General features: G+C 52.1%; 14 protein-coding genes. 4 read left to right on the forward strand and 10 right to left on the reverse strand.

The genetic code is table 11. The features are described 5' to 3' along the window. Positions 1–52: 52 nt before the first annotated feature. The 9 genes from F822_RS08875 to purM form a co-directional block, all read right to left on the reverse strand. Positions 53–304 carry a hypothetical protein gene (locus F822_RS08875; protein ID WP_025042102.1) on the reverse strand — a complete coding sequence of 84 codons (252 nt, stop codon included), beginning with the start codon at positions 302–304 and terminating at the stop codon, positions 53–55. Between the two features lie 433 nt (positions 305–737). After that, positions 738–2,717 (reverse strand): Lnb N-terminal periplasmic domain-containing protein, encoded by a 1,980-nt coding sequence (locus F822_RS08880; protein ID WP_231623444.1) that lies wholly within the window; start codon positions 2,715–2,717, stop codon positions 738–740. 174 nt (positions 2,718–2,891) lie between these two features. Beyond that, on the reverse strand, positions 2,892–3,401 hold the full coding sequence (locus tag F822_RS08885) for a DUF3015 domain-containing protein (RefSeq protein WP_025042104.1): 510 nt from the start codon (positions 3,399–3,401) through the stop codon (positions 2,892–2,894). A gap of 224 nt (positions 3,402–3,625) precedes the next feature. After that, positions 3,626–4,900, reverse strand: coding sequence for a mechanosensitive ion channel family protein (locus F822_RS08890; RefSeq protein WP_025042105.1), 1,275 nt, complete (start codon positions 4,898–4,900; stop codon positions 3,626–3,628). A 21-nt stretch (positions 4,901–4,921) separates the two neighbouring features. Next, positions 4,922–5,518, reverse strand: a complete 597-nt coding sequence (locus F822_RS08895; RefSeq protein WP_036576766.1) for a phospholipase D family nuclease — start codon at positions 5,516–5,518, stop codon at positions 4,922–4,924. Beyond that, the gene (locus tag F822_RS08900; protein WP_025042107.1) at positions 5,515–6,780 is read right to left on the reverse strand and encodes an RsmB/NOP family class I SAM-dependent RNA methyltransferase; all 1,266 of its coding nucleotides are present in this window, start codon (positions 6,778–6,780) and stop codon (positions 5,515–5,517) included. Before F822_RS08900 ends, F822_RS08895 begins: the two co-directional genes overlap by 4 nt. Before the next feature lie 116 nt (positions 6,781–6,896). Beyond that, on the reverse strand, positions 6,897–7,655 hold the full coding sequence (locus F822_RS08905) for a DUF3108 domain-containing protein (protein ID WP_025042108.1): 759 nt from the start codon (positions 7,653–7,655) through the stop codon (positions 6,897–6,899). Then, on the reverse strand, positions 7,652–8,290 hold the full coding sequence (purN, locus tag F822_RS08910; RefSeq protein ID WP_025042109.1) for a phosphoribosylglycinamide formyltransferase: 639 nt from the start codon (positions 8,288–8,290) through the stop codon (positions 7,652–7,654). Before purN ends, F822_RS08905 begins: the two co-directional genes overlap by 4 nt. A gap of 45 nt (positions 8,291–8,335) precedes the next feature. After that, positions 8,336–9,400 (reverse strand): phosphoribosylformylglycinamidine cyclo-ligase, encoded by a 1,065-nt coding sequence (gene purM, locus F822_RS08915; protein ID WP_025042110.1) that lies wholly within the window; start codon positions 9,398–9,400, stop codon positions 8,336–8,338. A gap of 171 nt (positions 9,401–9,571) precedes the next feature. Here purM and hda point away from each other — a divergent pair, with 171 nt between their 5' ends. The 4 genes from hda to F822_RS08935 all read left to right on the forward strand — a co-directional run bounded on the left by hda (position 9,572) and on the right by F822_RS08935 (position 13,133). Beyond that, on the forward strand, positions 9,572–10,249 hold the full coding sequence (hda, locus tag F822_RS08920) for a DnaA regulatory inactivator Hda (protein ID WP_025042111.1): 678 nt from the start codon (positions 9,572–9,574) through the stop codon (positions 10,247–10,249). Then, on the forward strand, positions 10,246–10,908 hold the full coding sequence (locus F822_RS08925; protein ID WP_025042112.1) for a histidinol-phosphatase: 663 nt from the start codon (positions 10,246–10,248) through the stop codon (positions 10,906–10,908). Before hda ends, F822_RS08925 begins: the two co-directional genes overlap by 4 nt. A gap of 141 nt (positions 10,909–11,049) precedes the next feature. After that, complete coding sequence (locus tag F822_RS08930; RefSeq protein ID WP_025042113.1) at positions 11,050–12,027, forward strand: FecCD family ABC transporter permease; 978 nt, start codon at positions 11,050–11,052, stop codon at positions 12,025–12,027. 407 nt (positions 12,028–12,434) lie between these two features. Beyond that, positions 12,435–13,133, forward strand: a complete 699-nt coding sequence (locus F822_RS08935) for a 4'-phosphopantetheinyl transferase family protein (protein ID WP_025042114.1) — start codon at positions 12,435–12,437, stop codon at positions 13,131–13,133. Positions 13,134–13,164: 31 nt separating this feature from the next. Here the strand turns inward: F822_RS08935 and F822_RS08940 are convergent, their stop codons facing one another. Beyond that, entirely contained in the window at positions 13,165–13,800 is a 636-nt protein-coding gene (locus tag F822_RS08940) for a class I SAM-dependent methyltransferase (RefSeq protein WP_025042115.1), read from the reverse strand. Positions 13,801–13,853 lie beyond the last annotated feature (53 nt).

A 13,853-nucleotide genomic window follows, 5' to 3' on the forward strand; every position in this document is an offset into this window, starting at 1 on the left:
TTGCTGCCCTTCGCTGGCTTGTCTTCAATGCTTGAAGCGTGACCGGCAACAGCTACTTTCCACCGTCCACGGTTCCGGCTGAGTAATCCCGGTCGCTCTTTCTATTTTCAGCGTCCATTTTCTTTCCGGTCTTGTTACTATCGACTTCGGATTGCTGCCCTGTCTTTTTCCCACTGCGGCTTTTTGCTTCATCCGCTGAAATAATTTTTGCCGCCTTGGACCAAGGAAATTCCTGAGCCTCCCTTTGCGCGAAAACCTGCGTGGAAAATAGCGCAAGGAATAAGATTAGCGTAGTTGTCTTCATGAGTTCTAATGTGTAATAAGCAGAATGAGTCCTGGAATAAATTATTTCGGTGCGTCGGCAGCAGTTGGAGCGAAAGTGGTGGCTCCAAGTACTCCCTCTGCAAGTCATTGATATGGCGTTATGTTATCTAAAATCCATTTCCATATCAAGGAGGTGGGCTCAAATGTAGGGAGCAAATACACAGCCTGGTCCGTAGCAAATGATCTGGCGGGTTCATATTCCCCGGTCAATTTTTCGCTGCGATTCTTCAAGTCCGACAGGCTGTTAGCTAGCCCGGATGTTTCATAAATTGACGCGTGCCCTTGCTGGTCTTTTGTTTCGTATGAAAATTTCGTTCAGTCGGGCGTATGAATAACTACGCCACTCTTTCACAAAATCTCCCTACGAAACAAAATCCTGCGCAATCATCACGCGAATTTATGAAACATCTAGGCTAGAAGAAATAATTGGCCGAAAAAATTCCTTCATTATTATGGTCATAGCGATTCAATTCGAACCTTATATCAAGATCCTGGGAGAGTGCATAGCGGGTAATGAAATGAGCAGTGAAAAAACGTTTGCTTTCACCAAGGACAAAAATTTGATAACTGCCTGCAAGTTTGATCCTCAAATTTTCGGTTACGTCGTAATACGTGCCTACTTCCGCATCGCCACCCAAACGAAAATTTTGTTTCAAATGCTCGGAAAACTCTGTTTTCAGATCAGCGAAGGAATATAACAGCAAGGGTGAAAAAAAATCCGGCCGATAGGAAATACCCCTTCCGTATGTGCCCTGGATGGAATTGCAGTAGTTACAGTTGCGGTCTCTGAGCGTCTCGACCCCCAAGTCTACACGCCAGGAAGGTTTGGTAAATAAGGCATCATAGGGATTAAGCGCGGTAATAGAGAGAATTTTTGCCTGATCCAGTCTCACCCGGTCGGACTCCAGGTAATACCGAAGCTTGAAGTCCATAAAAATGATTTCCGAGTTTTTATCGTACCCCACATCCCTGGCCATCAAATCGTGATAAACCGGACGATAAGCGAATTCCAGGAAAGGCTCCCACTTATTGTGCCCGATTCCCAATCGAAAGCGATCCGTACCGTGGCCCTGGTCCGGGCGGCTCGATAAGCGTGTGATGGTATCTATTAGCCCATCGTTGGTAGTCGGCAGGCGGCTTCTCGCCAGCAAAACGGAACGCGGAATTTTTATTTCCCCGTTACTCTTTTCCTGCATGCTTTGATACTGCAAGTAGTCCATATAAGCGTTTAATACAAGTGCTTGTGACGGAGCGGCAAGGCTCTTGAAGGCAGTGTTTTCCGGTGATATTTCTCCTTTGACCATACGTCGTAATATCCGCTTCTCATCATCGACCATCTTGAGTCTCTTATGATTCATCTGGCTGAGCACTGAAGGTCGATATACCACCTGTTTTACCAGTTCGTCCTGCGCCATCAGAATTTTTACCGTATCGGTCGGGATCACACTGAAAGAAAACGGATCTTTTAATCGAAGATCAGGATTGGCAACCTCCAGCAGGGAAAGCACATGGTATGAGCAGTTTTCCTGGAAATAAAAATAATCAAAATATGTCCCACCTAATTCCCATAGGTGCAGAAGCATCGTGTTCAGCTGATCTTCGGTAAATTGGAGCTCATACTCCCAAAGATCACGGCTTTCCAGATTATTGTATTCCTGCACCTTCGTGTAGTAAGGGAAAATCGCGAAGCGGCCTGGGAACGAACCTATCAAACCTTTGAATGCGTATAGAAACGCATTGTCCGTGTCGGGAACCGCGGCATAGTTTGCACCGTAGTTCATCAAGTTATTACCGCTGCCTGTTCTCCGGCTATCAATGCGTAGCAGGGTATGTCCAAACATGGAGGCTGGATTGTCCATGAAATAAGACGCGAATACCAACGTCGCCCCGACTGGGTCCAAAGTCTTCATCCAGCGGTCGAGCCGATCGCATGCTTGTACTTCCAGGCGATTGAGGTCGAATGTCAGTTGCTGATTCAACCATTTGAAGCGGGCGGGAAAGTTACACTGCGGATGCTCTTTGCCCTTCGCAATCTCGGCTGCTGGAACAAAGAAGCTTGAGAGGGTCGCTAATAACTCTGACTCCGGATCGGCTTTTCCTTGTGGAGAGTTGAAAAAATCCATTCCATCGGCTTCACTGGTCATGCCGAGAAAAATTTTCTTGTCGTACTTTAAAAGCAGGTGCCAGACACGTTCATCGGCGAGCTTTTTTTGTTTGGCTTGGTGTTGTAATTCAGCCAGGTAATCAGCAGTGACCTTGTGTTCGGCATGAGCCGTTACAGGAAGAAAGCAAAACCAGAAAAATATCCCGGCTACCAGCAACCTGTCGGACTTGAAGAATCGCAGCGAAAAAGTGACTGGGTGAGGGCAGATTTTGAGGATCTTGAAGGCCAATAGTTATTCTATTGGCTGAAAAGCGGCGAAATATGAACCAGCCAGACGCTTTTACAGCCGATTTCCTTTAAATCCGACACGCTGCCAGGCAAACAGGCTGCACGAAGGAATCATTGGAGTGATAACAATATAGAAACGGACACAGGTTTCCACCTGTATCCGTTTCTGATTTTTTTAGTTCAAGGCGGATAGCTTGATATCACACGATTTTGCAAGTGTAGGATGGCGAGTTATTTGATTTTCAAGCTGGCTCAGTAATTCAGTTGAGTTTGCTTGATCACTCGCTACTAAATTGTCGAATTTCTCCTGAACCATCGTGCCAAATTCTTGATGGCTTGCTGCGGGACATTGATACAAGCTGGCCAGGGTATACAGATTTTCACCTTTACCTTGCGCCATTTCCTTGATCAGGCTGGTGTAATTCTCCTGTGCAAATACTTCACGCTCTTTGCTCATGTTTACCAGGCCATGATCACCGCAATTTGAAGTGCCGGACGTAATTCCGAAAGTTTGATTTCCGAATGTTGAATTGGTTGTTGAAGCGAAAACCTGCGACGCACCGGGTTTTGATCCCATGAGCTCCGACCCTAGTCCACAACCTGCTGCGCCATAGCCAGCCGCAAAAACAGAAACAGGAAGTAAAAATAGAGAAGCTGCTACTGCAATTCGACTATATCGTCCCATAATACTCTCTCCATAAAGAAGTTGACTATCATCCAAACCCAAATAGAAACATCGAATTTCCAGCTAAAACGACAGGAAAACGTTCTAGGAAAAATAAGGACTTTTCCGCTAAAACGTGTTGAATTTACGGAAGGTCTTTCAGGTTGTCAAATACTATATTTTATAATTGGGCGGCATACATGCGCTTGAGTTGGTTGTTACCAAAGGACACTCTACGTTCATCCTCATCGCTCTTTCGGGAGAAGAGACTGCTGTGGCGGTAGCGGAATCTCGATGCCGTGTTTCTGGAATTCAGACCAGATTTCGATGTTGAGGCCGGACCGTAGCCGAAGCGCCCCACCCTCGGGATCCTCTACCCACACGAATAGCTCCAGATTGATTCCGCCGGCGGCGAAGTCCTTCAGAAATACAGCTGGCTCCGGATTGCCCAATATTTGTTGCCGCTTTTTAGCGGCGCCCAGCATGATGTCCATCGCGACCTCAACGGAGCTTGTGTAACTGATCTGGAATGGCAGGATCAGCCGTAATCGGTGGTCCGAGAAATTCTGACTGATAACCGTTGAAGTAATGAAAGTATCGTTGGGAATAAGGGCTTCGGTTCCGTCGTCACTCTTGAGCACCACATACCGGGTCGTAAGTGAGGTGACTTCACCCTTGCGGCCGTCCACTGTAACGATATCGCCAATATGTAGTGAATGATCCAGAAGAATGATGAAACCGCTTATGTAATTGCTGGCGATTTTCTGTAAACCCAATCCGAGCCCGACGCCAAGCGCGCCCCCGAACACGGACAAAACGGTGATATCTACGCCGACCAATGGCAGCGCGATCAGCACGCCCACAAGTATCAGTACCGTGCGGCTGATTTTCGACAGAATCACGCGTTGATTGATATCGAGCGCTTTGGCATCCATGATGCGTGCCTCAAGCGAACTGGCGAGCCAGAGCGCTACCAGCATGCTGACTGTGAACGCGAGGATGCCTTGTACGATCAACAATACCGAAAGGCGCTGTTTGCCGATGTGGAACGAAATATCATCGAGAAATATCAGGATCTCCGGCAGAAGACCCGTTACATACAGCGCCAGTCCAATCCACACCGTCCAGCCGATAAATCGCTCCCATGGGTGCAGCCACCCCTGGCCTGAAAAAACTCTGCGAAGCATATAGACGGCTACGCGAATCAGCGCGAGCGCAAATAACAACGGGACGACAATGTTGAGTAGATGAGTCGAATACCAATGACTCAACGCCCACTTGCCGAAAACGACCAGGACAAGCGCGAAGAGAGGGAACAGGAGGCGGCCCATGCTGCGCGCGCTGATATTCAGCGTGCGGCCGCTGCCCTGGGGGGCGATACGGATCATCGCTTGCCGCCGCAACCACCACGAGAGCGCCAGCCCTGCAGCCAGTACGACAATCTGCCACAGGACGCTGACTTCCTGTGCGCCGGTGATCAGATCGCGTAACAAATTCTGGAACCCGTTATTGGATTGCATGAGGCAGGGCGGTAGCGGGTTCTACCGGTAGGGCTGAGAGTGCTTGTAGTGACGATGCCAGTTTTGGAGATAAAGATCAGTGAGAGCCGCGTTGCCGCGTATCACCAGCACATTCTCCGCATTCCTGTACTGCGCCGCGTGGGTAAAATTGAAGCTGCCGGTAATCAGGGTTGCGTCAGGACTATCCGCGTCGATCACCATGACTTTATTATGTGCGCTGGTGTGATCGGAATCCATGAAAACCGGTACGCCCTCAGCTGCGATCTTGGAAATCAGGCTGGTGGGGATACGATGGGTTTGGTCTTTATCGGCAATTACCTTGACGTCCACGCCGCGATGCTTCGCTGCAATTAATGCGTCGGCAATTTTGCGGTGGGTAAAACTGAACGTCTGCACCAGCACCTGACGATGTGCGCTATCGATAGTGTCGGCGATAAGCTTGCCGGCATCATCGCCTGGCGTAAACGCCGCTTGTACCGTGCCAGAAGCGGGAAGAACAAGCGGAGGTTTATGGTCACGACTGGAAGTAGGTTCGAACCCTGCTGCATGAGGTGCCGCAAATAGAATCGCCAGATAGCCGGCGACGGAAAGAGTGGCGCAGCGGCGTAGCGATATCATGCTTCACTCTTTACCAATTCCAGCGCAGCGGCAAAAAAACCATCCGTACTGTGCAGGCCGGGCGACAGTTGCAGGAATGCGCCGGTATCCAGGGGGATTTTTTGCTGTATCAATAGCTCGGCGCAATTCAACTGTATGAAGCGGGGGTGGCTGTTTAAAAAGTGATCGATAATTTCCTGATTCTCCTCCGGCAGGAAACTGCAGGTAGCATAGACCAGCCTGCCGCCGGGCTTGAGCAGATTGGCGGCGGACGCCAGAATGGCAGTCTGCTTGCGCTTGAGTTCTTCTATGCTTTGCGGTGATTGTCGCCACTTCAAATCCGGATTACGCCGCAACGTCCCGAGGCCGCTGCATGGGGCATCCACCAGTACGCGGTCGATCTTTCCCGTCAGGCGTTTCACTTTGATATCATTTTCATTGGTGATGAGCTGGGGATACAGATTGGACAAGCCGGAACGCTTGAGGCGCGGTTTAAGGTTGTTCAGCCGCTTTTCAGAATTATCCAGTGCATAGATGCGTCCTTGCGAACGCATCAGGGCGCCCAGCATCAGCGATTTGCCTCCAGCACCCGCACAGAAATCGACCACCATGTCGCGGCGCTTCGGTCCGAGCAGATAGCCCAGCAACTGGCTGCCTTCGTCCTGGATCTCCACTTTGCCGGTGACGAATAGTTCGTGGCGATTGATAGCGGGTTTCCCCGCAAGGCGGATACCGATGGGCGAATAAGGGGTCGCGCTGCCTTCAATGCCGTCTTTGCCCAGTACTGCAAGAACCTCGTCGCGATTCGCCAGCAGCGTATTGACACGCAGATCGAGCGGCGCCGCTTGTTGCAGCGACCGTCCCAGATCAAGTATCTCGCCATCGCTCATGAAATTGTGCAACTTTTCCACCAACCAGACCGGGAACTCAGCCTGGACATCAAGTGGCTGCGCTTCCAGCGAAACCGACTTGATTCCCATGAGCGACTTTGCTTCCGTTTCGCTAACGAGCGATATCAGTTCACGCATATTCAAACCCTGGAATCTGGCCAGGTAGGCAAGCAGCAACGAACGGGGAGTGGCAATACTGACCGCGCGCTCGATAAAAAACCGGTGGCGCAAAATGCCGAACACGGTTTCCGCAACAAATGCGCGATCGTTTACTCCAAGTGTCGGGTTTTCTCGGAAGAAATGCCGCAGTATCGAATCTGCCGGATGTTCCAGCGGAAGCACGGCACGCAATGCAGCGGTAGCCATGTCCAGATGAGCAGGAGTAAGACGCATCTATTGTCGATTATTGGGGAAAGCAGGCGAGGGATGCGCGGCCCGCATGGGCGCGCTCGTAAACAACAAGCCGGCAGGACCGTATTAGCTGATATCGGTTACCTGCCGTTTTTCAATCAGCGCAGGCGTCCCTGTTTAAAGCTGCCGGCCATTTTGTCTGTGTAGCTTATGTTGGTAACCATCTGATCCGTAACAATGCCCATTTTCTCAGCCGCAACGATGCGCACCGGCAACATGTGATGGTCAACGGCAAGCCAGATTTTCTTGTCGCGCTGGCCTTCACTTTCCAGACGCTTTGTCAGTACGATGGTTTCCAGTTTACCCATGGGCGTGTCCAGCGTTTCTTTTCCAACTGTATAGTGGGCTAATTCGAGGTGCTTGCCATCGGTTTCATGGAGGTCGATCACCTTGCCTGAGACAGCGGAAACGGGGGAGAACATAAAGCTGTAGGGCAGGCTCAGCTTGTCCTGAACGTCGGCAGGCAAGGCCTTTTGCTCTTCTCCGCGCTTATGTTGAAGTGTCAACAGCTTCTTGTCCCAGTCGAAAATAGCTACCTTGGGTAGCTTCTTGCCATGCTGATCCGAAAAACGTCCGGGGCGCAATGCCCCTTGCGCTGTAATGGTTCCCTGGCTGTCACGCACCACGCTTTCGGGTTGTGTCAGCGCCAGTAGTCCTATGGCGCGGGATTCGCTATTGATCTCATAGCTACGTTTACCACTTTCCTGCCTGATTTTCAACGTATCGTTCACTTCGCCTTCGAGCGCGCCAGACGTTATCGAATAGCTGATGTCGACCCGGGCGGGGACATCAGCGGCACCAGCGGAGAAAACCGAAAAACTTAAGCCCCACAGCAACGCAATGGATAAATATTTCATTTGTATAATTCCGGTGAGTATAAAACTGAGTTGTCGATTCCGGCGTTGCTCACCTCAACATGATTATCGGAGAGTTTCAGCCGGTCTTCCATGAACCACCGCACGGCCTCGGGGTAAATGCGGTGTTCCTGTTGCAGTACCCGTGCCGCGAGAGTTTCCTCGGTATCGTCCGGTAATATCTGAACTGCGGCCTGGACGATTATTGGGCCGCGATCCATCTGGGAGGTAACGAAATGTACCGTACAGCCATGTATCTTTACACCTTCCTGCAACGCCTGCCTGTGACTATGGAGGCCTGGAAAAGCGGGCAGCAATGAGGGATGAACGTTCATCAGCTTCCCCCGATAACGGTCGACAAAATCATCTCCCAGAATTCGCATGAAACCCGCGAGCACTATCAGGTCGGGCGCATAAGCATCGATTACATCGGCCAGCGCGGCGTCAAACGCCCGGCGTTCGGAATAGGACCGTTGATCCAGCACCCTGGTTTCACAACCATGCATTTTTGCAACCTCAAGTCCTGGTGCATCAGGCTTGTTGCTGATGACTGCAGCGATCCTGACGGGGAGCTTTGCTTCGATCAGCGCTTGCATGTTGCTGCCGCGACCGGAGATGAGGATCACGAGAGATTTCATTATTTTAGCAGCGGGACTCGGCTTATTCTTTACACGCACTGCCGATTACTCGAAGATTGTTTGCGCTTCATCCGCATGGCGCTGCTGAATCATGCCTATATGCCACACGGTCTCGCCAGCAGACCGCAAAAGCTGCATTGCACTATCGACAAATTCCGGCGCCACTACCAGCACCATGCCAATGCCGCAGTTGAATACACGCTGCATTTCCTGTTCGTTCACATTGCCTTGCTGTCGAAGCCAGTGAAAAAGGGGAGGCATATCCCATGCATCGCGTTTCAATATCGCTGTGACGCCTTCCGGCAGGACGCGCGGGATATTTTCCGTCAAGCCGCCGCCCGTAATATGTGCCATGCCTTTGACCGGCAGATGCTTCATCAGTTCGAGCAACGGTTTTACATAAATGCGCGTTGGCGCCATGATGACATCAATTAACGCTTTACCGTGGAAATCCGCTGACAAATCCGTATTATTTTTCTCGATGATCTTGCGGATCAGCGAGTAGCCGTTGGAATGTGCACCGCTGGAAGCCAGTCCCAATACCGCATCGCCTTCCCGAATAGTCAAGCCGGTGATAATCCGGTCTTTCTCGACGGCACCTACCGCAAAGCCGGCAAGATCGTATTCTCCCTCCGGGTACATGCCCGGCATTTCGGCGGTCTCGCCGCCGATCAAGGCGCATCCCGCCTGTTCGCAGCCCTTTGCAATGCCTTTCACAACGCGGGTGGCCGTTTCCACGTCCAATTTCCCGCATGCGAAATAGTCCAGGAAGAACAACGGTTCCGCGCCTTGCACCAGGATGTCGTTGACGCTCATTGCCACCAGGTCGATACCGATACTGTCGTGCTGGCCGGACTGGAATGCAAGCTTCAATTTGGTGCCCACGCCATCGGTGCCTGCTACCAGCACCGGATTACGATATTTTTTCGAAATCTCGAACAATGCCCCGAAGCCGCCTATGCCGGCGAGCACTTCCGGACGCATGGTACACTTGGCGTAGGGCTTGATATTCTCCACCAGGCGGTCACCCGCGTTGATGTCCACGCCTGCGTCGCGGTAGGACAAATGGGTGGAGTCTGGGTTGGGATGCTCGAATTTGGATGAAGTCAAGTTGAGTTCTCGCCTTATTGCAGATAGAGTGCCGTTTTCAAAAATGGCAATTTTAACGTAAATGGTCACGAGAGTCGCTGCTTCGTGTATGACTCCGACATGTCATGGTCAGCCATCGTCAATACATGATCGACAACTCATGGGCAACAACCCAACAACTTTACCCCGTAAATGAAGCAACTGCTGCTGGATATCGCCCCATCGCCGCCGCCCACGCTGGTTAATTTCGTGCCGGGGCGCAATACCGAGCTATTGCAGACCCTGGATAATATTCTTGCCGGATCGGAGTGTGAGCGTTTTATTTATTTGTGGGGTGGAGCGGGGTGCGGTAAAAGTCATTTGCTGCAGGCGATAGCGGGGATACATATGCACCATAAAATGAATACAGCATATTTCGCGTGTGATGCAAACACCAGTTTCGCCGCAGGCAGCGAAGCCGATTGCGTAACCGTGGACGACGTGGATCGGCTCAACGCCAAGGCGCAAATCGGCTTGTTTAATCTCTATAATCATATTCGTGACGAGGCTCACGCGTTACTTCTGGTGAGTGGCACGGTCGCGCCGGCGCAATTAAAATTGCGCGAAGACCTGGTTACGCGCCTGGGATGGGGTTTGGTGTATCAAGTTCATGAATTGACCGACGAGGAAAAAATAAAAGCCATGAAAAGTCATGCAACCCGCCGCGGGCTTGATTTATCGCAGGAGGTATGCGACTACCTGCTCCGGCACCAACGCCGCGACTTGCCGTCTTTGATGGCTACGCTTGACGCGTTGGACAGCTATTCGCTGGCCAGTCAGCGTAAGGTCACCGTTCCGCTGGTGCGTGAATTATTGCGGGTAGCATCATGAATCTGGCGCTATTTGACCTCGACAATACGCTTCTGGCCGGGGATAGCGATTTCCAGTGGGCGCAATTCCTGATCGAGCAGCGCGTGCTCGACCGTGAAGTGTACGAAGCCCAGAATGTCGAATTCTACGAGCAATATAAATCCGGAACGCTGGATATACATGAGTTTCTGGATTTTCAGCTGAAGCCGTTGTCGCGTCATCCCCGAAGCCAGCTTGATGCCTGGCACAGCGAATTCATGAAGGAAAGAATTCTTCCATTGATAACGCCGGATGCGCGCGAGTTGATTAACAAGCATATGCTCGGCAGGGATCTATGCATCATCATCACCGCCACCAATCGATTTGTGACCGAGCCGATCGCACGGGAACTGGGAATAAGCAATCTGATTGCTACCGAGGCGGAACAGCGAGATGGTGAATACACAGGCCGGGTTTCGGGCCTGCCTTGTTTCAGGGAAGGCAAGATAACGCGGCTGGAAAGCTGGCTGGATGAGCATAATCTGACATGGCTATCGTTTCTGGAAAGCTGGTTCTACAGCGATTCGTTGAACGACCTTCCGCTACTCAACAAGGTTACCCACCCGGTCGCGGTGGATCCCGACGCAACCCTCAAGGCTCATGCGGAAAAAAAAGGATGGCCCATCATCAGCCTGCGATAACCTGGATAATAGTGGGAGTGCTATGCCCGGGCCGCGATGATAGTGGCAAAAGCAGAAAACACGACAAAGCTTGCTCGTTGATTCGGTTATTGGTTCGGGATCTGGCGTGCTGATCGTTCACAAATTGGCCTGAGCGCCCGAGTGAATTCCGCCAAGCACCCTTTATTGCTGCTGATTTTCTTCTTTCTGCTGGGTCTCGGCAGTCTGTTTACTGGACTGCTGTTCGGCAGCGTGGATATCCCGATCCTCGGCATTATCGATGTCCTGTTGTGGCCGACCGATAGCATCACTCACCAGATCATCTGGCAGCTTCGGTTGCCGCGTGTATCGGCGGCATTTGCCTGCGGCGGCCTGCTGGCCCTTGCGGGCGCGCTATTGCAGGTTCTGCTGCGTAATCCCCTGGCTGATCCCTATATTCTGGGCGTATCGGGCGGAGCGGCAGTCGGTGCGCTCCTTGCGATGCTGCTGGGATGGGGGCTCGTGTTGACGAATCTGACATCGTTGGCTGGTGCACTGACGGCAATTGCCATTGTGTTCGGCTTGAGCTTTCGTGCCGGCGACTGGAATCTTTACCGGTTGCTCCTGACAGGCGTGGTACTGTCCGCTGGCTGTACGGCGCTGACTACCTTGATCCTGACGCTGGCACCCGCCCGCGATATAAAAGGCATGCTATTCTGGCTGATGGGCGATATTTCGCGCGCTGAAGAACTGACGCCTGCATGGGCGATGCTTATCATCGTAACGGCTTTGAGCATGCTTTTTTCCGGCAGCCTCAACGTTCTGAGCCTCGGCCAGATGAAGGCGAAAACGCTTGGTGTGGCGGTACTGCCACTGCAGATCGGTATCTACTTTTGCGCCTCGTTGGCGACCGTATCCGCGCTGATGCTGGCGGGTGCCATCGGATTTGTCGGCCTGATCGTGCCGCACGCCGTGCGCTTGCTGGGCGTTAACGATTTTCGCTGGCTGCTGCCCTTGGCAGTGCTCTGCGGAGGCAGTTTCCTCACATTGGCCGATACCCTGGCTCGTACGTTGTGGGCACCGCAGCAATTGCCCGTGGGCGTGCTGACGGCATTGCTGGGCGTACCGATGCTGTTGATGTTGCTGTCGAGAAAGCATTGAACCTAAATCTGGCAGTTGACCGCTTATTTATCAGTTAAGCGCCCTAATCAAAGAGGATTTTTTCGTATCCTGCGAGCTTTGTCTTTTTGGTAAGCTCGCTACGGGGCGCAGTGAACAATTTTTGCGGCACAGCGCTGTGTTGCAACTCCTTGGAATGGAATGACCATTCCGCGTCGTTGCGCCTTGCTCTGCGCCCCAAAAACCGCTCACTCCACCCCGTCCAACTGCCAGATTTAGGTTGATCGTTTCGAGTCTATCTCAAACGGAGGTTGCCATTTGATGAACCTGTTCCAGTATCGCGCGTTACCGGCCAGGAGATGAATTCTGTAAGTTCATCATCAACCCCCGAACCATCCCTTGAGTGGCTACCCACTGAATTGCCTGCAGGGACAGTTCACCTCTGGTATATGTCCATCGCGGACACGAAGATTCCGTTCGATCATCATCTATCCGTTCTCGACGAGGAAGAGCGGCACCGGGCAGAACGGTTCCATCTCGATCACGATAGAGTCCGATTCGTTTTGGGTCGTGCTTCCCTGCGTTGCCTGTTGGCGCGATACAGTGATTCCGATCCTGCGCTCATCCAATTTAAGCAGAACCGCTACGGTAAGCCGTTTCTCCAATATCCGGCCAGTTCTGTTCAGTTCAACGTAACGCATTCCGGCAACTACGTATTCCACGCGATCGCGCATGGAACCGAGGTCGGGGTAGATGTTGAAGTCATCCGCGATTCTGCTGGGCTTGCATCAATTTCTTCGTATTTTGCCGCTGGCGAACAAGGCTGGCTATTGGCGACCGACCCTCAGGCGTGGAATGGTGCATTCTTCACGCTATGGGTCTGCAAGGAAGCTTATATAAAGGCGCTGGGCCGAGGGCTTTCAAAGCCTTTGAACAGCTTCGAAATCAGCCTCGCGATGGGAAAAGAGGGAGTGGAGCCAAGGGTTCTCTTCGACTCCGATGACGCTGCTGCCCCAGCCTCATGGCGGTTGGTGATTTTTGAGCCTGGGCGGAACGCGCTGGGCTGTCTCGCCGTCAACCGTACTTGTAAAATAGTCGAGCTGCGTGAATACGGCTCCGGTGCGTTGTTGCGGCGGATATCCCTGTAAGAGAAAGCGCTGCGTCAGGCTATCGTGAATTTCAACGCGTCCGCACGAAGCACTGAATATAAGCGTCCCCGGTGTCGTTTTTGACATAATCGGTGGTTGCGTACGATGCATAGGATCGACGCTCGACGACGATGCGATCGAAGTGATGGACGAATTGCCAACGTAGTACCGGCCGTGTGGAGAAGCAGGGGATAAAAACGCCGCCTTGCCGCAGGGCGCGCGTAACCGCCGGCATGACTCCCGCCCATAGCCCCTCATCGTCCCACAACGTCACGGGGACGAGGTAGGGATCGAAAAAAATGCCGTCGAGGCTTTCCGGTTCGATCTCCTGGATATATTCAAAAAAATCCGCGTGAACGATCTCCAGCGCCGGCGGCGGCGATGGATTTCGCTCGCGGAAGAGTTCTATCACCTGGGGAAATTTTTCGATTACGGTGTGATGACGGGTGGCTGGGTTGCTCGCGATGCGCAGTGCCGAGATACCCAGTCCCAGGCCCACCTCCAGGAACTGCGAGCCATATTTGCAGAGAATGTCCGCGGATTCCCACATCAATGCCGTTTCCCACCCTTGCATCGCCTGACCGTCTTCGATGAGGAGAGTGACTTCATCCCCATCCCCTTCTATGAGCTTTATCTCCGGGTTTTCTATTTGCTGTATCTCGTTCATTGTGCTTTCTCCTCAAAATGCATCATCATCCTAGATCCGGCAGCTGGACGGCG

It is taken from the genome of Nitrosospira briensis C-128 (genome assembly GCF_000619905.2).
GTDB lineage: Bacteria > Pseudomonadota > Gammaproteobacteria > Burkholderiales > Nitrosomonadaceae > Nitrosospira > Nitrosospira briensis.

Coding starts and splice junctions, on each gene's coding strand:
- hda (WP_025042111.1), top strand. CDS start 9,572: ATGAAGCAACTGCTGCTGGATATCGCCCCATCGCCGCCGCCCACGCTG.
- F822_RS08905 (WP_025042108.1), bottom strand. CDS start 7,655: ATGAAATATTTATCCATTGCGTTGCTGTGGGGCTTAAGTTTTTCGGTT.
- F822_RS08890 (WP_025042105.1), bottom strand. CDS start 4,900: ATGCAATCCAATAACGGGTTCCAGAATTTGTTACGCGATCTGATCACC.
- F822_RS08895 (WP_036576766.1), bottom strand. CDS start 5,518: ATGATATCGCTACGCCGCTGCGCCACTCTTTCCGTCGCCGGCTATCTG.
- F822_RS08900 (WP_025042107.1), bottom strand. CDS start 6,780: ATGCGTCTTACTCCTGCTCATCTGGACATGGCTACCGCTGCATTGCGT.
- F822_RS08885 (WP_025042104.1), bottom strand. CDS start 3,401: ATGGGACGATATAGTCGAATTGCAGTAGCAGCTTCTCTATTTTTACTT.
- F822_RS08925 (WP_025042112.1), top strand. CDS start 10,246: ATGAATCTGGCGCTATTTGACCTCGACAATACGCTTCTGGCCGGGGAT.
- purN (WP_025042109.1), bottom strand. CDS start 8,290: ATGAAATCTCTCGTGATCCTCATCTCCGGTCGCGGCAGCAACATGCAA.
- F822_RS08935 (WP_025042114.1), top strand. CDS start 12,435: ATGTCCATCGCGGACACGAAGATTCCGTTCGATCATCATCTATCCGTT.
- F822_RS08940 (WP_025042115.1), bottom strand. CDS start 13,800: ATGAACGAGATACAGCAAATAGAAAACCCGGAGATAAAGCTCATAGAA.
- F822_RS08875 (WP_025042102.1), bottom strand. CDS start 304: ATGAAGACAACTACGCTAATCTTATTCCTTGCGCTATTTTCCACGCAG.